Origin of the sequence: Burkholderia sp. RF2-non_BP3 (assembly GCF_001522185.1) — a bacterium.
Lineage (GTDB): Bacteria > Pseudomonadota > Gammaproteobacteria > Burkholderiales > Burkholderiaceae > Burkholderia > Burkholderia diffusa.
The window spans coordinates 46,237-66,945 of the sequence record NZ_LOSU01000003.1; the positions used below are offsets into that span (position 1 = coordinate 46,237).

20 protein-coding genes are annotated in these 20,709 nt (G+C 66.6%); 7 read left to right on the top strand and 13 right to left on the bottom strand.

Annotated elements, in window-relative coordinates:
• Positions 1-12: 12 nt before the first annotated feature.
• On the bottom strand, positions 13-393 hold the full coding sequence (locus WS45_RS01080; RefSeq protein ID WP_059691357.1) for a DUF4377 domain-containing protein: 381 nt from the start codon (positions 391-393) through the stop codon (positions 13-15).
• A gap of 241 nt (positions 394-634) precedes the next feature.
• Between WS45_RS01080 and WS45_RS01085 the strand changes: the two genes are divergently transcribed.
• Entirely contained in the window at positions 635-1,810 is a 1,176-nt protein-coding gene (locus WS45_RS01085) for a helix-turn-helix transcriptional regulator (RefSeq protein ID WP_059697696.1), read from the top strand.
• A 307-nt stretch (positions 1,811-2,117) separates the two neighbouring features.
• Complete coding sequence (locus tag WS45_RS01090; protein ID WP_059697698.1) at positions 2,118-3,311, top strand: tyrosine-type recombinase/integrase; 1,194 nt, start codon at positions 2,118-2,120, stop codon at positions 3,309-3,311.
• Positions 3,312-3,332: 21 nt separating this feature from the next.
• Here the strand turns inward: WS45_RS01090 and WS45_RS01095 are convergent, their stop codons facing one another.
• The 4 genes from WS45_RS01095 to WS45_RS01110 all read right to left on the bottom strand — a co-directional run bounded on the left by WS45_RS01095 (position 3,333) and on the right by WS45_RS01110 (position 7,321).
• A complete protein-coding gene (locus tag WS45_RS01095) occupies positions 3,333-3,551 on the bottom strand; it encodes a YXWGXW repeat-containing protein (RefSeq protein ID WP_059537645.1) in 219 nt (72 codons plus the stop codon).
• 65 nt (positions 3,552-3,616) lie between these two features.
• Positions 3,617-4,780: a DUF1501 domain-containing protein gene (locus WS45_RS01100; RefSeq protein WP_059691360.1), complete on the bottom strand. Its 1,164-nt coding sequence runs from the start codon at positions 4,778-4,780 to the stop codon at positions 3,617-3,619.
• 2 nt (positions 4,781-4,782) lie between these two features.
• The gene (locus WS45_RS01105) at positions 4,783-6,177 is read right to left on the bottom strand and encodes a DUF1800 domain-containing protein (RefSeq protein WP_059697700.1); all 1,395 of its coding nucleotides are present in this window, start codon (positions 6,175-6,177) and stop codon (positions 4,783-4,785) included.
• A 262-nt stretch (positions 6,178-6,439) separates the two neighbouring features.
• A complete protein-coding gene (locus tag WS45_RS01110; protein WP_059697744.1) occupies positions 6,440-7,321 on the bottom strand; it encodes an AraC family transcriptional regulator in 882 nt (293 codons plus the stop codon).
• A 152-nt stretch (positions 7,322-7,473) separates the two neighbouring features.
• Here WS45_RS01110 and WS45_RS01115 point away from each other — a divergent pair, with 152 nt between their 5' ends.
• The 3 genes from WS45_RS01115 (at position 7,474) to WS45_RS01125 (ending at position 10,954) form a co-directional block, all read left to right on the top strand.
• Positions 7,474-8,451 (top strand): oxidoreductase, encoded by a 978-nt coding sequence (locus WS45_RS01115; protein ID WP_059697701.1) that lies wholly within the window; start codon positions 7,474-7,476, stop codon positions 8,449-8,451.
• 107 nt (positions 8,452-8,558) lie between these two features.
• Positions 8,559-9,530, top strand: a complete 972-nt coding sequence (locus tag WS45_RS01120; protein WP_257140238.1) for an aldo/keto reductase — start codon at positions 8,559-8,561, stop codon at positions 9,528-9,530.
• Between the two features lie 371 nt (positions 9,531-9,901).
• Positions 9,902-10,954 (top strand): alpha/beta fold hydrolase, encoded by a 1,053-nt coding sequence (locus tag WS45_RS01125; protein WP_059697705.1) that lies wholly within the window; start codon positions 9,902-9,904, stop codon positions 10,952-10,954.
• Positions 10,955-11,179: 225 nt separating this feature from the next.
• Here the strand turns inward: WS45_RS01125 and WS45_RS01130 are convergent, their stop codons facing one another.
• The 6 genes from WS45_RS01130 to WS45_RS01155 all read right to left on the bottom strand — a co-directional run bounded on the left by WS45_RS01130 (position 11,180) and on the right by WS45_RS01155 (position 15,788).
• Positions 11,180-12,175, bottom strand: a complete 996-nt coding sequence (locus tag WS45_RS01130) for a hypothetical protein (protein WP_059697707.1) — start codon at positions 12,173-12,175, stop codon at positions 11,180-11,182.
• A gap of 442 nt (positions 12,176-12,617) precedes the next feature.
• Positions 12,618-13,463 carry a GNAT family N-acetyltransferase gene (locus tag WS45_RS01135; RefSeq protein WP_059697709.1) on the bottom strand — a complete coding sequence of 282 codons (846 nt, stop codon included), beginning with the start codon at positions 13,461-13,463 and terminating at the stop codon, positions 12,618-12,620.
• Between the two features lie 144 nt (positions 13,464-13,607).
• The gene (locus WS45_RS01140) at positions 13,608-14,111 is read right to left on the bottom strand and encodes a periplasmic heavy metal sensor (RefSeq protein WP_059691241.1); all 504 of its coding nucleotides are present in this window, start codon (positions 14,109-14,111) and stop codon (positions 13,608-13,610) included.
• A complete protein-coding gene (locus WS45_RS01145) occupies positions 14,108-14,527 on the bottom strand; it encodes a hypothetical protein (RefSeq protein ID WP_059697711.1) in 420 nt (139 codons plus the stop codon). Before WS45_RS01145 ends, WS45_RS01140 begins: the two co-directional genes overlap by 4 nt.
• A complete protein-coding gene (locus WS45_RS01150) occupies positions 14,524-15,267 on the bottom strand; it encodes an RNA polymerase sigma factor (RefSeq protein ID WP_082721801.1) in 744 nt (247 codons plus the stop codon). Before WS45_RS01150 ends, WS45_RS01145 begins: the two co-directional genes overlap by 4 nt.
• A gap of 221 nt (positions 15,268-15,488) precedes the next feature.
• Positions 15,489-15,788, bottom strand: coding sequence for a YXWGXW repeat-containing protein (locus tag WS45_RS01155; protein WP_059537612.1), 300 nt, complete (start codon positions 15,786-15,788; stop codon positions 15,489-15,491).
• Between the two features lie 296 nt (positions 15,789-16,084).
• Between WS45_RS01155 and WS45_RS01160 the strand changes: the two genes are divergently transcribed.
• Complete coding sequence (locus WS45_RS01160; protein WP_059697714.1) at positions 16,085-17,770, top strand: purple acid phosphatase family protein; 1,686 nt, start codon at positions 16,085-16,087, stop codon at positions 17,768-17,770.
• 210 nt (positions 17,771-17,980) lie between these two features.
• Here WS45_RS01160 and WS45_RS01165 read toward each other — a convergent pair whose 3' ends face one another.
• Both WS45_RS01165 and WS45_RS01170 read right to left on the bottom strand, forming a co-directional pair.
• Positions 17,981-18,613: a LysE family translocator gene (locus WS45_RS01165; protein WP_059697716.1), complete on the bottom strand. Its 633-nt coding sequence runs from the start codon at positions 18,611-18,613 to the stop codon at positions 17,981-17,983.
• A gap of 131 nt (positions 18,614-18,744) precedes the next feature.
• Positions 18,745-19,641 (bottom strand): LysR family transcriptional regulator, encoded by an 897-nt coding sequence (locus tag WS45_RS01170; RefSeq protein ID WP_059537600.1) that lies wholly within the window; start codon positions 19,639-19,641, stop codon positions 18,745-18,747.
• A gap of 190 nt (positions 19,642-19,831) precedes the next feature.
• Here WS45_RS01170 and WS45_RS01175 point away from each other — a divergent pair, with 190 nt between their 5' ends.
• Complete coding sequence (locus tag WS45_RS01175; protein ID WP_059697717.1) at positions 19,832-20,680, top strand: sulfite exporter TauE/SafE family protein; 849 nt, start codon at positions 19,832-19,834, stop codon at positions 20,678-20,680.
• Positions 20,681-20,709: the final 29 nt, after the last annotated feature.

The following is a 20,709-nucleotide window of genomic DNA, read 5'->3' on the forward strand; positions in this document are numbered from 1 at the left end:
CACGGCCGGCCGTCAGTTCACCTGACGGCGCTCGACGACCCGCTTGAGCACCCAGCGGATCGACGAACCGTCGGCCGGCGGCTGCGCGACGCGATATTCGTCGACTTCCAGCACATATTGATAGCCGGGCTGGTACGCAAAGCCCTCGATACCGGCGTACCACAGGCTCCACGGCTCCGCCGGACTGCTGCGCACCTGCAGGCAGTCCATCGGCGCGACGCCCGTGCAGCGCGCCGCCTGCGGCGCGACATACACGGTCCGGGTCACGGGCCGGCCGTCGGCCGGGCGGGCCGCGCGCGCGTCCGTCGCGGCCGCGTCGGTCTGGCATCCGGCAAGCAGCGTGCTGCCTGCGATCATGGCCGCGCCGAGCAGCGTTCTGGTCTTGCGAATCATCGGGTGTTCCTCGGGAAGCGTTGGCGGGCCGATTAGACGAACGGCGTTTCGGGAAAGTTCACGAATTGCTTACAACGGCGTGCCGCCACCCTCATTCGTGCGATGTCGCGCGTGCGCCGGCGCGCTACCGTATTCCGGTGCAGGCCGCTGCGCGCCGCCGCCGGCGGTCCGGATACGCCCGTGCACGCACCCGCACGCCCGGCGCACCGCGACCCGGCGGCGGCAACAGGAGACACCCCCGATGACCACGGCGCCCCCGGCCCTTCCCCCGAGCCTTGCCCGATCGAGCCTGACGCTCGAGCAGTTCGACGCGCTGCTCGCGACCATCTACGAAGGCCCGCTGGAGGACGTGCCATGGGGCGGTGCCCTCGAACGGATCCGCGCGCACCTGGACGCGAACTACGTGACGATGATCCTGCGCTGGCCCGCCAGCGGTCACACGGGGCTGATGATCAATGCGTCCGGGCACGGCGCGCCGCTGCCGGGCGTCGCCTCGTACAACAACTACTATTACGCGCTCGATCCGTTCGTGAACCTGCCGAGCGATCGCGTCGTCACCGTCGACGAGCTGCTCGGCGTCGGCGTGTGGCGCGGCAGCGCGATGTATCGCGAGTTTCTCGAGCCGTTCGACGTCGGCTACCTGATGGGCGCGGACCTGCGCACGCCCGACGGGATCGAATGCCGGTTCCGCGTGTGCCGCTCGCATCACGGCCGCGCGTTCTCGGTGACCGACAAGGCCGTCTGCAACGCGCTGCTGCCGCACCTGAAGCGCGCGGTGCGCCTGCATGCGAAGTTCGGGATGGTCGAATCGGAGCGCATGCTGTACGCGAGCACGATCGACCGCATGCTCGTCGCGACCGCGATCCTCGACGAGCGCGGCACGATCATGAAGACCAACTCGGTCGCGGACGAGATCTTCGCCGAATGCGACGGCCTGCGCGTGCGCGGCGGCGCGCTCGAGGCCGCGTATCCGCTGGAGAACCGCAAGCTGCAGAAGCTGATCCGGCAGGTGCTCGCGGAGCGCGCGGGCGGCGCGCCGACGGTCGCGCAGGCGATCGCCGTGCCGCGCCCGTCCGGCAAGCCGCCGCTCGGCGTGCTGATTCGCACGGTCCCGCTCAGCGAATGGTCGGAGGACAATCCGCGCCGGCCCGCGTGCGCGATCTTCATCCGCGATGGCGAACGCAAGTCGCAGGCGTCGCACGACATCGTGCGCAAGCTGTTCGACCTCACGCCGGCCGAGACCGCCCTGGCGCTCGCGCTCGTCAACGGATCGACGCTCGAGGAAGCCGCCGACGAGCTCGACATCAGCAAGAACACCGCGCGCTCGCATCTGCGCGCGATCTTTTCGAAGACGGGCGTCACGCGGCAGGCGACGCTCGTGCGGACGTTGCTGAACAGCGTGTTGTCGCTGGGGTGAGGTGCGCGAAACATGGCGGCTTATCGTCACTTTGACGCTGAACGTGTCATCGCTCTTCTACGGCTATCAGCACTATCGATTCGGATTGAACCATGCGCTGCTTCTCATCGCCGCAGTACTGCTGCTGACACCGGAAAGCAGGAAATGGTTCGCGCCTGAACGACCGATGTAGACGGTATAAGCGCCAACTGGAAACTCGTTGCGTTTCGCCAAATGACGATCGTGTATTACCATCGACGCTTCCTCGTACACTTCGTCGCGCCGCGTGCGCCCGCCCGGTCATCGGCGAGCCGCGCCCCCTCTTCGCATGACCTCACCCGTTCCGTCCGGCATCGCGCTGCGGCCGCAGCCGATCGATACGCTGACCGTGCCGGCCGCGCTCGACGGACGCGCGGGCACCAACCGCTCGACCAGCGCGCATCCGCAGATCGCCGCGACGCATGATCTCGACGCCGTGCGCGCGTGGCTCGCACGCTTCGTCGATACGCCCACCACGTTCCAGAATTACCGCAAGGAAGCCGAACGCCTGCTGCTGTGGGCCGTGATCGCGTGCGGCAAACCGCTGTCGTCGCTCACGCACGAGGATCTCGTCGGCTACCGGCAGTTCCTGCTCGCGCCCACGCCGGCCGAACTCTGGTGCGCGAACGGCGGCCGCAAGCATCCGCGCGGCGACCCGCGCTGGCGGCCGTTCTACGGCCCGCTGTCGGCGGCCAGCCAGCGGCAGGCGATGGTGATCCTGAACGTGATGTTCTCGTGGCTCGTGCAGGCCGGCTATCTCGCCGGCAATCCGCTCGCGCTGTCCCGGCAGCGGCAACGACGGCCCGCGCCGCGCGTCACGCGCCATCTCGGGCCGCCGCTGTGGCAGGCGGTCAAGGACGCGATCGCCGCGATGCCGCGCGACGACGCGCGCGCCGCCCTCCATGCGGATCGCGCGCGCTGGGTGTTCACGCTGCTGTATCTCGGCGGGCTGCGCATCACCGAAGCAGCCGACACCACGATGGGACACTTCTTTGCACGGCGCGATGCGAACGGGCGCGACCGCTGGTGGCTCGACGTGACCGGCAAAGGCGGCCGGCAGCGGCTCGTGCCGGCCACCGCCGAGATGATGGCCGAGCTCGCGCGCTACCGGCGCGCGCATGGCCTGCCCGCGCAGCCGGCCGACGGCGAATCCACGCCGCTCGTGCTGCCGGCCAATCGCACGCGCAAGCCGCTCACGCGCGCGGCGCTGCACCGGATCGTGAAGCAGGTGTTCCGGTTCGCGGCCGATCGGTTGCGTGCGCAAGGGAATGGAGGCGAGGAACAGGCGCGCGTGCTCGAACAGGCATCCGCGCACTGGCTGCGCCACAGTGCGGGTTCGCACATGGCCGATGGCCGCGTCGACCTGCGGCTCGTGCGCGACAACCTCGGGCACGTGTCGCTGACGACGACGAGCCAGTATCTGCACGCGGACGACGACTGGCGGCACAGCGAAACCGAGGAGAAGCATCGGATCGGTTGGTGAGCGACGCGCCGTGCGCGCGCTTCAATACACGGCCACCCAATGTCCGGGCACCCACGCCCAGTGGTTGCCGGCCCAGCGGTAATGGCCCTTCGCCCAGCGATAACCGGGCGCGGGCGGCGGCGGCGCCACCTCGACGACCGGCGCGGGCTGCGGCGGCCGAGCCGGTTCCACCACGCAGGCGGACATCAGCACGGCACTCATCGTCGCCACCACGGCAAGCGATACGGATCGGATCTTCATCATCGATTCTCCCTGTTGTGTCATATGTCATCGGCTGGCGGATGCGGGCGCGCGCCTGCCGCGCGTCACGCGGTTCCGCGAACGAGGCCCGTCATCGGCCGCGTCGCGCCGCTTTGCGCGAACAGCGTGGCCGCGGTATGGCCGGGATCGAGCCGCAGGCTTTCGGCGGCCGCGCCCGCGATCAGCGCATCGAGCGACGCGGTCGGCTTCAGGTCGCGCCCTTCATACAGGTCGCCCGGCCGCAAGCCGGGCCAGTCGGCGATCACGCGCCCGCCCGCGACCGCCCCGCCCGCCAGCATCGCGACCGACGCCTGCCCGTGATCGGTGCCGCCCGTGCCGTTCGCGGCGGCGGTGCGGCCGAACTCGGTCGCGACGAGCACCGTGGTCTGCTGCCACACGGGCCCGAGTCCGTCGCGCAACGCGGCGAGCATCGTGTCGAGTGCCTTCAACTGATTCGCGAGCCGCGCGTTCTGCGCGCTGTGCGTGTCCCAGCCGCCCGTCTCGATCATCGCGATCCGCGGGCCGTCGTCGCGCGCGAGAAACGTCGCCGCAAGCTTGCCGACGCCCGCCGGATCCTGGCGCGCATGCGCATCGCCGGCGAGGCCCCGCGCGGCCATCGCCGACTGCCACAGCGGCCCGAGCTGCGCGTCGGCCTCGTAAAGCGCCGACACGCGCGCGAGCAGGTCGTCCGGCGCGGCCGGCAGACCGGACGCCGCATACGACGCGGCCTGCACGCTGCCGCGCAACGCGAGCGGCACCGTCGGCGCGAACGCGATCGCGCGGTCGCGCGTCGCCGGCAACATCGCGGCGAGCCGGTTCAGCCAGCCGTCCCTCACCTGGTACGGCGCGCGCCCGCCCGTCTCCAGCACGTTCTGGCCGTCGAAATGCGAGCGGTCGCGATACGGCGACGCGATCGCGTGGACGAACAGCGCCTGCTTGTCGCGAAACATCTGCGCCGTCTGCACGAGCGACGGATGGAGCGCGAACGTGCCGTCGATGCGTGTCGCCGCTGCGGCGTCGATCGCCAGCGGGCCGCGCAGCGACGCATACGCCGGCTCCGCATACGGGACGACGATGTTCAGCCCGTCGGCGGCGCCACGCTGGATCACGAATACGAAGCGCCGGTCGGTTTCGACGTTCGCGAACACGATGCGCGGCGCGACGAGGATCGCGCCCGCACCGGCCGCGGCGACACTCAGGAAATGTCGACGGGTCAAGGATCGGGCCATGTTCATCTCCGTTGGAAATCGGGCGACACGAGCAGCAGCGCGAGCGATGTGGTCGCGCTTTCGGCACGCGACAGCGCGGTCGCCGTCGGCGCGCTCAGCGAGCCGGCCAGCAGCGTATTGCCGAGCGTGCGCGGGTCGAGCCGGTCGCCCGTGCGTGCAGCCAGCCGCTGCGCGATCTCGACGCGGCGCACCAGCGCGTCGGGCGCGGCCCAGCTCGCGGCAACGTCGTCGTAACCTGCCGGCGACCCGGGCCGCCATACCGGCTGGCCGAGCTGCGCGAGCAGCGGCGCGGCCTTCAGGTCGCCCGTGTCGCGCCAACCGAGCCCGCGCAGCGACGACACGGCCCACTCCCACGGCGTCTTGAACTTGCGATTGACCGGCGACCACGCATCGGGCGCATCGACCAGCGCACGATAGACGGTCGGCAAATCGCCGCCGCTCGTCTCGAATGCGCGGGCGAGCCGGTCGGTGAGCGCGGGCGGCGGATTGTCGGCGACGAAATGACGGGCGAGCTGGAACGCGATATGCCGGCCCGTCGCCGGCGAACGTGCCAGATCGGCCAGGATCGCGCGTGCCTGCGCTTCGCCCTGCTGGTCGTACGTGCGTCCCATCACCGTGCGTGCGCCCGGTTCGTGCAGCTTCGGACGGAACACGAAAGCGCCCGGCGCCGCATCGCCGGGCTGCGGCCCGCGTCCGCCCGCGATGCTCCAGCCGGTCAGCGCGCGCGCGAATTCCGTCACGTCCGCTTGGGTGTAGCCGGTCCGTACGCCGAGCGTATGCAGTTCCATGATTTCGCGCGCGAGGTTCTCGTTGAGGCCGCGTCGCGCCGCCGGATTGCGGGCTTCGGCGCGCAGCGCGGCCGGGCTGTCGGGGCCGACCGAGCGCGCCTGGTCGAGGAACAGCTGCATCGCGGGATGCTGCTCGACGGCGACGAGCATGTCCTCGAAGCGGCCGAGCACGTGCGGGCGGATCGCATCGCGCTCGAATGCGCCCGCATACGCGGCCACCTGCCCCTTGTCGACCGACACCGCGAAATGGTTCGCCCAGAAATGCACCAGACGCTCGACGAACGGCGCGGGCGTGACGAGCGCGCCGTTCAGTCGTGCGGCGACCGCGCTGCGATATGCGTCGTAGCCGTCGCGGCGGATCGACTGCTCGGTCGCACGCTTGGCCGCCGCGTCGTCGCTCGTCATCGCGTTGCGGGTCGTCGCAAAGCGCGTGGCGAGCGTGACCGCGTCGGGTTCACCGGCCCATGCGGCCGGCCTCGGGTCGTAGCGGTCGAACTGGGCGACCAGCGCGGCCTTCGGATCGGCAGGCGGCGCTTCGTCAGGCCGCGCGCCGAGACCGAAACGGTTCAGCGCGATGGCGGCCGGTGAGATGTCGTTCGGATGGTCCATGACGGGGGTTCTCGCGATGCGTACCCGTGTTTAACGGTGGCTGGCGGGAAATCCGTCGCGGGATGAGCGAAATATTTGGTTCTTCGTGGATTTGCGTGGTGGTCGGTTGTCGACCCCATGCTGCCGGTCGACCGCTTGGCGTTCCAATGGCGGATATCAGATCGTCACCGTCATTCCACGCGTTGCAAATTTGATTATCGATGGGTGTTCGTTGCGGGCCAGACGCCCCCTGGGGGAGCGTCGAACGAGAGAAACGGCATCGCTAGTCTGCAACGCATTGGGCGCGCGCTCCTTCCCCGTGGAAACGGGCCATGTCACGCGCGGGAGACACTCCAAATTGGCGTGCGTATTCACGGCTGAATTGACTCGGGCTTTCATATCCCACGCTAAAGCCGACGCCTGCGACATCTCCTTGTTGCGCCAAAAGTCGGGCGCGAGCGGTCTGGAGGCGGATTTGCTTTTGATATTGAAGCGGGCTCATGGCGGTTGCGGCCTTGAAATGGCGGTGGAAAGAAACCGCGCTCATCCCTGCCAACGCGGCCAAGCGTTCGACTCGCACCGACTCCGAAAAATTGGTGCGCAGCCATGTGATGGCACGGCTCACCTGCGAGAGGCGACTGTCCGCCATGGCAATCTGACGGACCATGGGGCCACACGGGCTTTGCAGAATCCGCCAGAACACCTCGCGCCGGATCATGGGCGCAAGGACTGCAATGTCCTCCGGCCGGTCGAGCAACCTGACCAATCTCCACATCGCATCAAGCAAATCGGGCCCAGCGTGGTTGACCTCCACGCCGGCGGCGCCCCCCTGAGGCGCCGTGGGCTCGGCGATCAAGCTCGCGAGCATGCCTAAGTCCAGGTCCAGCGTGACGGCGGAGTATGGCGCCCGGGTGACCTGCCCTGTCGCTGGCAGGTCCACGGACACGGCTACGTAGTCGCCCGGCACGATGTCGAATATCCGGCCTCCCAGCACCGTCCGTTTCGCGCCGCCCAGGATTAGGGCCAAAACCGGCCGGTGGACCACGTAGGTGACCACGGAGGGATCCGTCTCGACATAAAGCGTCAGCCCGCCAACGGCGGTTTCAGTCGGGCTTTCCTGGCCATGGCGCTCGACCAGCGCGCGAAGTTCGTACAAGTGGTCCAAGCCTGCCTCCAAACGCCTCAGGGCATTGCCCCCGTTCCGGAAACACCAATTGACAGGATTGTGCAAGAAATTGGCGGCATTGCGCTACCACCGCGAACGGTCCCTGCGATTCAATGGAGCGTCCCAAACGCAGAATTGAACGAGGAAACCGTATGACGCACACGCCTCAAAAACCGATCGGTTCAGGCTTCGGCCCCGCCTCGACCGCCGACGAGGTGATCCGTGGCATCAACCTTACGGGCAAGACCGTCGTGGTAACCGGCGGCGCTTCAGGTATCGGAATCGAGACCGTCCGCGCATTCCGTTCCGCAGGCGCCAGGGTCATCGTGCCGGCCCGCGATACAGACAAGGCTAAAGCAGCCCTCGCGACCATGCCTGACGTCATCGTGGAAGCGATGGACCTGCTGGAGCCTGCAGCGATAGACCGATTCGCCAGTCGCGTACTGTCGCTGACGGACAAGCTGCACATTCTTGTCAACAACGCTGGAGTCATGGCCGCACCGCTGACACGCGATGCGCGTGGCTACGAAATGCAGTTCGCGGCCAACCACCTCGGCCATTTCCAACTCACCTGCCGGCTATGGCCCGCACTCGTGCGCGCGGAGGGGGCTCGCGTCGTAGCGCTCAGCTCCTACGGACATCGCCGCGCCGGTATCGATTTTCACGACCCTCACTTCGAGCGGCGTGAATACGACCGATGGATAGCCTACGGACAGGCCAAAACCGCGAACGCCTTGTTCGCTGTCGCGCTGGATTCAATTGGCCGCCACCGGAACGTGCGCGCATTCGCCGTCCATCCCGGTGGCATTGCCACCCCGCTAGCGCGCCACATGCTGCCCGCCGAGATCGAGGCGAGCCAGATCTTCGATGCCGAGGGCAAGCCGGTCATTGATCCGGAAAACAACAAGAAGACGCCCGAGCAGGGGGCGGCCACCTCCGTGTGGTGCGCGACGAGCCCTCAACTGGCCGGCATGGGCGGCGTCTACTGCGCCGATTGCGACATCGCCATCGCGCTTCCCAGCGACGGGAGCGCTGAAATGCACGGCGTCAGGCCCCGTGCCATCGACCCCATCTCCGCCGGCCGTTTGTGGCAGCTCAGCGAACAACTGACGGGCGCGACGCTGGATTGAGCAAATTCGATGCGACTCGGGACAACCAGTCGCGCCTTGTCACTAACCACTGAGGCAACATAGCCAGGAGAAAAAACATGCGAACGGTATCACTCGGGAGCCAAGGCATGGCGGTCAGCGCGCAAGGCCTTGGGTGCATGGGAATGAGCACGACCTACGGGCCCAGCGACGAGCAGGAAGGCCTTGCAACCCTCATGCGAGCCCTCGACCTCGGTGTGACGTTCTTCGATACGGCGGAGGTCTACGGCCCATTCATGAACGAGGAGCTTCTCGGCAAGGCCTTTATGGGCAAGCGCGACAAGGTCATCCTGTCGACCAAGGCAGGATTTCGCTTCACCGAGCACGGCAAGCTCGCCATGGAAGGTGAAAAGCCCTTGGTCACGGGCGATCCGTCGGATATCCGAAAGTCGGTCGAAGGATCGCTGCGACGCCTGAGGACCGACGTCATCGACCTCGTCTACCTGCATCGCATCGATCCAGCAACGCCGATCGAAGTGACGATCGGCGCGCTGGCCGACCTCGTGCACGAAGGCAAGATACGCTACCTCGGCCTTTCCGAGGCATCGGCAAAGACGATCCGGAAAGCCCACGCGGTTCATCCGCTCACGGCCGTCCAAATGGAATATTCCCTGTTCGAGCGTAGCGTCGAGCACAACGATGTGCTGGCGACCGTCCGAGAGCTGGGAATCGGTTTTGTCTCCTACTCGCCGCTCGGCCGGGGCTTCTTGACCGGTGCGTTGAAGCATCTGGACAACCTGCATCCGACCGACTTCCGCCGGTTCGATCCACGCTTCCTCGGAGATAACCTCCAGTCCAATCTACTGTTGGTCGACCGCATCGCCGAGATCGCTGAAGCAAAGGGCGTCATGCCGTCTCAGCTCGCCCTTGCATGGGTGACGAGTACCGGAACGGTGCCCATTCCGGGAACGCGACGCATCAGGTATCTCGAAGAGAACGTCGCCGCAGTCGCTATCACGCTGACCCAGGACGAGATGAACGCCCTGGATGCAGCCGCTCCGTTCGGCGCTGCAGCTGGCGAGCGCTATTCGTCCGGAATGATGGCTACACTCGGTCACTAGGACACCCTGTCAATCAGGGGCAAAGCCGTGTCGAAAGAGTTCAGTTCGTCGCACCGCCCCTTAGCGCTCTGGCGTTCGGGGCCGCCTTGGCGTAGCTGCCTATTATCGAGTGTTTGTCGTACGTGTAACGGCTCGTACCGGATTGTTGAGATGATTTAAGAGCATTCGAACAGGCACAGCGACGGTGATGGCGCAATTCACCTTGCATCGCTTGTATGAGACACCCGCGTTGCCATCTTGCGTCCTGCAATCGTGAAGGGTTTGTGTTCGTTTCGATTGAGCTTGCAACCTTTTTCCAATCGACTAAGATTTTGCGAAGGCACACTCGTCCAGCCGTTCGTCCGTTAGCCGAATCGACCAGGGAGAAGAAAATGCCACAAGAGTTTGACTCACGTCGGCGTGGCTTCGCGCGCATGGCGGCCGGTGCGCTCGTTGCGGCGCAATTCGAAGTGCTGCGATCCGCGCAGGCCCAGAATCCATCTTCGAAAACCCCATCGATTCCGCGAATCCACCCGGGCGCTCGTACGTCGTTCACGTCGATCAAGCAGGTGAATGCGGGGCTCCTAAATATCGGCTACGCCGAGGTCGGTCCGGCCGACGGACCACCCGTCATCCTGCTGCATGGCTGGCCGTATGACATACACAGCTTCGTCGACGTTGCACCGGCGCTCGGCGCGAAGGGATACCGGGTGATCGTCCCTTATCTGCGCGGTTACGGCACGACGTCCTTCCTGTCGGACCAGACCATGCGCAACGGTCAGCCAACGGCCGTCGCGCTCGACATCATCGCGCTGATGGATGCACTCAACATCCAGAAGGCCGTCTTCGGCGCGTTCGACTGGGGCGCGCGTACCGCCGACATCATCGCCGTGCTATGGCCGCAGCGATGCAAAGGCCTGGTATCGGTGAGCGGCTACCTGATCGGCAATCAGGAGGCGGGAAAGAAGCCGCTGCCACCGGAGGGCGAGTTGCAGTGGTGGTATCAGTTCTATTTCGCAACGGATCGCGGGCGCGCGGGCTACGAGAAATACACACACGACTTCATCAAACTCATCTGGAGACAAGCCTCTCCGAAATGGAACTTCGACGACGCCACCTTCGAGCGAAGCGCACCGGCATTCAAGAACCCCGACCATGTCGCCATCACGATCCACAACTATCGCTGGCGACAAGGTCTCGCCACGGGCGAGCCGAAATACGACGAATACGAGCAGCGGCTTGCGTCGGCGCCGCCCATCACCGTTCCCAGCATCACAATGGAGGGCGATGCCAACGGCGCCTTTCACGTGCCGCCGGGCGTGTACGCGTCGAAGTTCACTGGCAAATACGAACATCGCACGCTCACCGGCGGCATTGGCCACAATCTGCCGCAGGAGGCACCGCGAGCATTTGCGCAGGCGGTGATCGATGTCGACAGGTTTTGATCCGGCAGCCCCCGGCCCTGAAGGCGCGCGGTACGGATTTGCGGGCATGCGGCGTCGACTGTACGCGCAGACCCGGCGACTGTCCCTTTGTGGCCGAACTGGCGGCCCGCTTTTAGCCGGTCGCACTAGATTCGGATATCTCCAACTCGAGGTGGATACCGAATCGCCAATACTCGCCCGGCTGCGAAAAAACAAGCAGCCGCTCAATGCAGCCGCCGCGATTGCTTAGTTCTGCGTGAGCGGATTCAGCGTTGTGCACAGGAAACCCGTGCAGTTGCTGGCCTCGAAGTAGAAAGATGCCGTCGGCGACGGCATGCCGAGAGGGAGATCGCCGAAATACGCATTGCCCTGCGCGCCGAACGTATTCAACTGCTGGACGAAGCTCGCGCCGGTCGCCTGGACCGCGGCCGACTGGTACGTGAAAGTCGCCGACTGAGTTTGGTCCTTCATGTAGATCCACGAGAGATTGATCGCGCCAGTCGGTTGCAACGGGCCGAACTGCATCTTGCCCTTCGATCGATAGCCCTTCGCACCCTCGCTGTTGGCCTGCGTGATGAAGTCGCCGACGGTCGACGTCGGCATCACTACATCATATGTATAGGTCGCGTTCGACGCGTTGTTCTTCATGTACACGTTCGCCTGTTCCGATCCCACGACCATCGGGCCCAGGAACCAGTAGCCCGACTGCCCCTCGCCGTTCGCCTGCGCGACGAACGCGTCCGGGTTCGTCGACAGGTCCGTTGTCGTGTATGTGTAGGTAGCCGACGAGCCGCCGTCCTTGCGATAGAGATAACCGTACGTGAGCGGCCCCTCGAACCGGTAGCCGCTCGTGCCTTGCGCGTTGGCCTGGCTGACAAAGCCCGTCATGCTGGTCGGTGTCGCCTGCAACTGGTAGGTGTATATCTGCGCGGCGCCGTCGTTCACGAAGATCGATTGCGAACCGCCATTGCTGGCGTCGTAGAAGTAGTCGCCGAGGTAGCGATAGCCCTTTGCGCCTTCGTTGTTGATCAGCGTCAGGAAGCTCGCCTGATCCGCCGCAGTCGGCAGTGCATCGTAGCGCAGCGTCTGCGTACTGTTGCCAGAGCCGTCGCTACCCCCGATGCGACCGTTGTTGGTGGACTCTGCTCCGTTCCCGGCCTGTGCCGGGGAAGAGGAACTATCGTCGCCCCCGCAGGCGGTCAGTGCCAGACAGGTCAACACGATCAATGCAATGGTCCTCACGGGGATCACCTTTTTATGAACAGGACGGCACCGGTGCGTACGGCACGGGGATGCTTGCACTCGCAGCGCATGTAAAAGAGACGGCTTCACAAGGGCGTCGTGGGGCTGCAACTTTCGTTGCTCGCATAACCCAAGGGATTGGAACAACCGAGACCGGGTATTGCGCCACGCCGATCGCGGTTACGGCGTCGAACGACCTTTGCGAATCCATCTCTAAGGCTACAGCGAACGACCATGCTTCGTGGTCAAAGACTGTCAGATATCAGTGCCGATTGAGGCGGGTCCGCGCCCGCAGGGCCATACATTGCACTGGGAATTATGGAGGCATGACCGAGAATGGCCGAACGGCAGCCGGCTCAAGAACCTTCCAGAACTGGCGTCACGTCGGCGAACGCATGAGCGCATCCGGGTTCCGGTCAGGGGCCAGCCATGCCCCCGACGATCACCCCAACTCGAAAGACGTCACCCCGAACACGCGGTCGATCGCAATCGCGGGCGCTTCCTTCGTATACATCCGCGCGGTCTCGAACACGCTCGACATGCCGTGACGTTCCGCCAGCACGACGGCTGCGGGGTTCGTTTCCGGCACGTCGAGCACGATCACCTCGCCTGGCATACGCGACGCCAGCGCACGAAACAGCCCCGTCGCGACGTCGGCGTCATCGGCAAAGAGCGGGCCGATCTTGCAGCCCGCATGGCAGCGGCGCACGACCCCGTAACCGACAACTCGGCCCGCGTCGATCGTTGCGAGCGCAACGGCATCCGGCTGCGCGATCCAGACGGAGACGAATCGCTCGCGCGCCGCCGGAAAACACTGACGATCGTAGGAGAGCAACTGCTCGAACGGCACATCGGCCGCTGCCGCCACATGTGCGCACCCGATGCCGCCCACGCGCCCCTGATAGCGGATGTTGCGATACGCGAGCCGGAACCCCGACTTCCTGTAATTCACCTGCTGGGCAACGACACCGTCCAGGCCGATGTTTCGTTCTCCAAGGTAATGCATGCCGTGCTGCCAGATGCGCATGCCGAAGCCTTTGCCGCGAAACGCCGGTTTCACGATGTAGAGACCGATGAAGCCGAAGTGTTCGTCATAAGCAACCGCCGAAAGGCAAGCGACCGGCTCGCCGCGCCAGATGCCGACGAAGAAACCGGCCGGGTCCGTTTCCCTGAAACAATGCGCGTCGTGCAGACCGGGATTCCACCCTTCCGCGGCCGCCCATTCGACCGACATGGCCACGTCACCGGCCGACATGGTGCGCACGATAAAGTCTTCGCTTCGATCCATGATTCGTCCTTGCCGCGGCGCTCGAGATTGCCGCCTCGCGTTGCGGTGAAATCATCGGGAAGATGCTGTCGATCGCGCCATCATAATCCCGGGACGGCTATCGGCGTGAACGGTCATTCCTGCCGTCACAGGACGACGAGCGGCTTATTCGCTTCCCGCCGCCCCCTGCTGCTTCTGCAATCTCGCCGGCAAGCGCCAGTTCCCGCTACGCCGCAACCCGTCGACGAACTTCGCGCGCTCGTCCGGCGTCAGCGTCGCCGCGAAATCCACGACACTGCGCTCGACTTGCCCTCGCAACGCGCTATCGGCCGCACGCGTCCGTTCGAGCGCCGCATCGATCGCTGGCCGATCAAGCTGCGGCGCGGCCAGCAGATCGAGCACCGTGATCCGCCCGTCACGCCCTTCCCGCGCGAAATCCCGAGCGTCCTTGCGTGCCGCCTTCAGCGCCGCCGCGAACGCCCGCTGACGCGCATCGGACAATCCGTCCGCGGCGAACCGCAACGCCGTGCGCTGTCCGGGCATTCCCGTTCCATGCAGGTCAGGATGCGTCGAGAACCACTGATACGCGCCGCCGCCAATCGCGCCGAGCATGAACACGTTCAGCACGACCGACCCGACGAGCACGAATTTCCAGCCGCGTTCGCTCATTCGTCGCCTCCGTCGATGCTCGGGCCGCCGAACGTCGTCGTCAGGTAGCCCGGTTCGTGTTGCGCGATCGGCGCGCTGCCGAGCATCAGCATCGACACGGCCACCGCGCCCGCCAGCGCGCCGGCCAGCCCGACACCCGCGAACGCCGCGCCCGACCACCATACCCGGCCCCGACGCCGCTCACGTCGAGGCGCCGGCGCCGACGCGACGATGCGTTCGACGAGTGCCGGCGTCGGCGGCGCGACCGTGTCCTGCATGAGCCAGGCATCGAGCTCGGCGGCATCGTCGAGCGCCTCCAGCGCGTCACGCGGATGCGCCTGCGCCCACGCTTCGGCCGCCGCGCGTTCGTCTTGCGGCCAGCGCCGCGCATCCGAGCCGTACGCGGCGACGATGGTACGGAATCGTTCGGGTGTCATCGCTTGTCCTCGCTAGGTGGGTCGCCGGCCAGTTGCGCGCGCAGGTTGCGCCTTGCGCGCGCGAGCAGGCTTTCCAGCGCATCGACGGTGATGCCCATCAGGTTGGCCGCTTCAACGTTCGACATGTCCTGATAGTACTGGAGCACGAGCGCTTCCCGCTGCCTCGGCGGCAATGCGGCGAGCGCCTCGCGCACGCGCGCGTCGCGCGAGCGCAACTCCGCGTGCGCGGCCGGCTCGGGTTGCGGGTCGGGCACGTCGGGCACCGTGTCGACCGGCTCCTCGCGCCGTCCGCGCAAACGGTCGTAGCACAGGTTCAGCACGACGCGATGCAGCCAGGTGTCGAAGCGCGCTTCGCCATCCCGCCAGCGCGGCGCATGATTCCAGATCCGCAGGAAGGTTTCCTGCGCAACGTCTTCGGCTTCGGTCCGGTCGCCGAGCATGCGCGTCGCGAGCGCGAGCAAGCGCGGCAGCTTGCGTGCGACGAGCGCACGCACGGCCGACGCGTCGCGCGCGCCCACCCGCGCGACGAGTTCCGCGTCCGGATCGGCATCGCTCAACGCAGGCCGCTCCGCGATGCGCGGTGCGAACGCCGCATGCTGCCGGCGGTTGCGCCCGTTGTCCGGCTGAAGCTCATCGTCGTGCTCTCCTTGCAGGCATCGGACCGGCACATCGGCGACACGTGATGCGCCACGCCGGGGATCGGCCCGGTCGATTTCACCGAGATCCGGTTCGAACGGCATATCGATCCTGTCGATCGCCCACCGACCGGCGCGATCAATATACGACGACCGGCGCAGGCCGGTAATACACCGGACGCGCCGGCACCACGACGCAGCCGGCCAGCACGACGGCCGCGGCTGTCAGGACAAGTATGGTTCGAAAAGGCATGACTCAGCCGATGAGGTTGTGTGGAAATTCCGCCGCACGGGCAGGCACTGCGCACCGCGCGGTGCCCTGCGCGTCACGCCCAGTGGCCCGGTACCCAGCGCCAGTTGGGGCCGCGCGCGGCCCATTGTCCGGGCACCCAGTGATAGCCGGCACGTACCACTTGCCAGTGCCCCGGAATCCACACGTAGCGGCCCTGCCGCCAGTGCCAGTGGCCCTGATCCCAGACGTAGCCCGCGCGCGGCGCCGGCATCACTTCGACGCGCGGCGGCGGCGGTGCGACCGGTGCGACGATGACGGCCTGCGCGAATGCGGCGGACGTCGCCAGCGCGGCCACGCATCCCGCGGCAAACCGTAATGAAATGGAAAGTTTCATGAAAGACTCCGAAGCATCGTTTCCCGGCCGGAGGTGGCCGTTCGTTCGTTAAACGACGCATGCGGAAAAAATCCGTCGCGACACACGCAAATAAATTTCTGCCGCGCCGGCGACGCCGCGCGCGCCATCGACGCATCGGGCTCGCGCATCGATTACCGTCTGTCACAACCCGGCAAAACTGCCCTTCGACAATGCGTGTCACCGGGATCCCGCTCGTTTCCGGCCCACGCCCCCGACGCGCTCGCGCACGGCCGGGCGGTTCCTCATCTCGCGTGTCATTCAACGAAAATACGATCATGTCGAACCAGGAAAACCTCCCCGCCGAGTCGAACGAGCCGGCCGCTTCCGTATCGCGTCGCGGCTTCCTGAAACTGGCCGGCGTTTCCGGCCTCGCCACCGCCGCGTGCGGGCTCGCGGCCGCCCGCGCCGCCGCATCGAATCCGGACGGCACGCCCGAGCAGGTGCACCTGACGTGGGGCAGCGACCCGACATCGGAAGTCGCGATCTCGTGGGCGTCGCTCGCACCGGCCGTCAATCCGCGCGCGCGGATCGTCGCCGACGGCGAACCGGCACGCACCGTGCACGGCGTGCAGCGCCTTTACACCGACGGCCTGAACGGCGAAACCGTGTTCACGTACCACGCCCGCGTGCACGGCCTGAAGCCGAACACGCGCTACCGCTATGAACTGACGGCCGACAACGACAGCAACGCCGCGCAGCCGTTTGCCGCGACCTTCACGACCGCGCCGCGCGGGCGTGCGCCGTTCCGCTTCACGAGCTACGGCGACCTCGCGACGCCGAACGGCGCGTGGGTGCTGTCGTCGCCGCAAAGCCGCTTCGCGGTGCAGGCCGTCGAGCAGTTCCAGCCGCTGTTCCACCTGCTGAACGGCGACCTCTGCTACGCGAACCTGAACCCCGCGCATCAGCCGGAGGTGTGGCGCGATTTCGGCAACAACAATCAGACGTCGGCCGCGAACCGCCCGTGGATGCCATGCCCCGGCAATCACGAGATCGAATTCAACAACGGGCCGCAGGGGCTCGACTCGTATCTCGCGCGCTACACGCTCCCGGAGAACGGCACGCGCTTTCCGGGCCGCTGGTACAGCTTCCGCGTGAGCTCGGTGCTGTTCATCTCGCTCGACGCCGACGACGTCGTGTACCAGGATGCGGCCGCATTCGTCGGCGGCCCGAATCCGCTCGTGCCGGCCGCGAGCACCGGCCGCGCGCCGATCGAACCGGGCACGTCGTTCTATGTACGCGGCTACAGCAACGGCGAGCAGACGCGCTGGCTCGAGCACACGCTGCGTCACGCGTCGCACGACGACGACATCGACTGGATCGTCGTGCAGATGCACCAGGACGCGCTGAGTTCGTCGAAGACGGGCAACGGCTCGGACAAGGGCATTCGCGAGGCATGGCTGCCGCTGTTCGACCGCTATGGCGTCGACCTCGTGCTGTGCGGTCACGATCACGACTACGAGCGCAGCTACCCGGTGCGCGGCTGCAATCACCGCGCGGGCGTCGATGCCTCGACCGGCGAAGTCGTCGAGACGCTGCAGCCGCGTCCAGTCGGGTCGACCGATCCGAACAGCACGACGTTCGACACGAGCCACGGCACGATCCACCTGATTCTCGGCGGCGGCGGCACCAGTGCGCCGCTCGACGTGTACGGAGAAAACCCGGCGACCGGCTTTGCACAGGCCAAGGTCTTCACGAAGCCGAACCGGCCGGTGCCGGGCACCGCACCGAACACGTTCGTGCGCAAGCCGGCCGACGCGCTCGAGGATGCGATCTGGTCCGCACGCCGCGATACGGGCACAGGCTACGGGATCGCCGTGTTCGACCACGATCCGGGCCAGGCGGGCGGCCACACGACGATCACGATGCGCTATTACCACGCGCCGGGCGCGGATCAGCATCCGACCGCGCAGTACGAGCTTTTCGAGACGATCGAGCTGAGCAAGAAGCGCCGCGAGCGCTGAAGTGACGGCCGCCCGCGGCGCGCGATCGCGCGGCGGGCGGTCGAGGTTGGGGTCGGCTCGTGCGGGACATCGCGCGCAACGCGCGCCGTCCGCTTACCGGTATGGCGAATGGGCGGTGGCCTGCCTCACGCGGATCGGCTGCATCCATTCGTCATCCGAACGTTGCATGCACATCGGTACGTCCATCGCGTCCGCAAGCCGTTCAACCGGCTAGCGGCGCGATTCCAGCGCGATACGCACGGCCAGTCCGGCCAGCACGGTCCCCATCAACCAGCGCTGCACGCGCGCCCAGACCGGCCGACCGGCAAGAAACGCCGCGATGGCACCGGCCATGCTCGCGATCAGCGCGTTGACGCTGACGCTGACCGCGATCTGCACGCAGCCCAGTGCCAGCGATTGCGCGAGCACGCTGCCGTGCCCCGGTGAAATGAACTGCGGCAGCAGCGACAGATACATCACGGCGATCTTCGGGTTCGCGAGGTTGGTGACGAAACCCATCGTGAAGAGCCGCGCGCCGCTGTCGTGCGGCAATTGCCGGACCTGAAACGCCGAGCGCCCGCCCGGCTTGAGCGCCTGCCACGCGAGATACGACAGGTACAGCGCACCGGAGAAACGCAGCGCGTCATACGCGTACGGCACGGTCAGCACCAGCGCGGTGATGCCGAATGCCGCGCAGAACATGTAGAACACGAACCCCAGCGCGACGCCGCCGAGCGACACCAGCCCCGCGCGGCGGCCCTGGCAGATCGAGCGCGAGATCAGGTAGATCATGTTCGGGCCGGGCGTCAGGACCATGCCGAGCGACACGAGTCCGAAAGCGATCAGGGTGGGCAAGGCCGGCACGGCGGTCTCCTTCGAGGCAGTGAAGTCAGGGTGAGTGACCCACAATGTATTGCATGTCGACAGCTGCCGGCATGAATAAACTGCAAGTCGCCCATGAGCGCGCTTCATCGCCTCATCGCGCCGCCGATGCGCTACCTTCCCTTTTTCGTGCGCGCCTGAATCGCCTTTCCCGCCTTCGCGCGCTGGGCGTCGACCAGCTTCACGAAGGCGTCTGCGACCGCGTTGCCGGTCGCGTTCCACGACAGCCGCACGGAACGGTGCAGCCTGGGCGACAGCGCCAGCACCTGGCCGCCGAACCGGGTGTAGGTGAGCGTGATGCGCGGGACGATCGACACGCCCATTCCCGCCTCCGCCATCGACAGGATGGTCCGCATCTCGACCACGTTGAACGCGGCGCGAAGCGACGCACCGTTGCGCGCGAAGTAGTCCGCGATGAGCGGCCCGCACCCCGCCTTCGAGAAAATGAACGGCATCGCTGACAACCGTTTCGCGGATATGCTCTTGCGGCCGTCGAACATGCCGTCCGCCGCCACCGCGACGAAATCCTCGTCGAGCAGCGGCAGATTGTTCGCGAAGGTCTTCGTGCCCGCGACCACGCCGACGTCGGCGGTGCCGTCGTCGAGCCATCCTTCGACCTCCGCGTCCGTGCCTTCGAGCAGTACCGCCGTCACGCCCTCATGCGCCGCCTTCAACGCCTCGAGCGCGGGCACGACGAATGCGAGCGAAACACTCGGCAGCGACGCGACCACCAGCCGCCCTTCGAGCTTGCCGCGCGACAGGCCGAACTGCTGGCGCAGCGTCTGTGCCTCGCGAACCACGTTCTGCACGTACGGCCACAGGCGTTCGCCGGCGGCAGTCAGGACGACCGGCTGCCGGTCGCGCAACAGCAGCTTGACCTCGGTGATGTCCTCCAGTTCGGTCAACGCATGACTAATCGCGGATTGACTGCGACTGAGCCGCTCGGCCGCGGCCGTCAGCGAACCGAGTTCGACCACGGCCGCCAGGGCCTGCAACTGCGCAAGCGTCATCTCGCCTCCTTGTTTCGGTCCATGTATTTTTCACATGATAGGGCCGTGCATCATGAATTGCATCGAATCGGCTCAACGACCTTCGACGAGCGCGCGCCCTCGACCACGCCCGATGCCCCGCGCCGCGCTCGGGTAAGATTCAGCCTCGCGCCGACCGCCCCGCCGCCGCTCATGTCCCGACCTGCTCCCGATGACTCATCTCGATCTGACTGAAGGTGTATTGGTGTCCAGCCTGCACGGGCTCGCGCTGCTCGACCTGATCGGCATCGCCGTCGCGCTGCTGCTCGGCGGGATGGTCAAGGGAATCACGGGCATCGGCGTTCCGCTGGTGGCGATGCCGATCCTGAGCCAGTTCCTGCCGATCCGTCACGCGGTGCTGCTGCTGTCGATGCCGATCATCCTCGGCAACATCCCGCAGGCGCTGGAAGGCGGCGAGGTACTGGCGACCGCGCGCAAGATCGCCGCGCCGATCGCGGGCACCGTGCTCGGCAACGTCGTCGGCGTCGCGATTCTCCTGTCGCTGAACGCGGGCCACGCACAGGCCGCGTCGGGCGCGCTGCTGATCGTGGCCGCGGCGCTGATGCTGAGCGCGCCGAAACTGAACCTGCCCGAGGCATGGCAAAAGCCGGTCGGCTTCGCGCTCGGGTTCGGCGCGGCGCTGATGGAGAGCATCGCGTCGGTGCCGGGGCCGCTGCTCGCCACCTACCTGATTTCATCCGGCGCGACCGGCCGCGCGTTCACGAAGCAGATCGCGATCATCCTCGTGGTGTCGATCGTCACGCTGATCACGACGTTCAGCGGCGCCGCGCACGCGAGCGCCGCCGACCTCGCGATTTCCGCCGCGGCGAGCCTGCCCGCCATTGCCGGCATGTGGCTCGTTCGCCCGCTGCGGGACAAGATGTCGCCGCGCGTATTCCGGATGGTCGTCCTGCTGTTCGTGCTCGTGGCCGCGTCCCAGATGATCTGGAAGTCGGGCGTCTTCCGGCACGCGGCCTCGCCCGTCGCACCGGTCGACAGCCCGCACGCGAACGCGAAATGAGGTCGGCCGCCCGCCGGCCCGGTCACGGT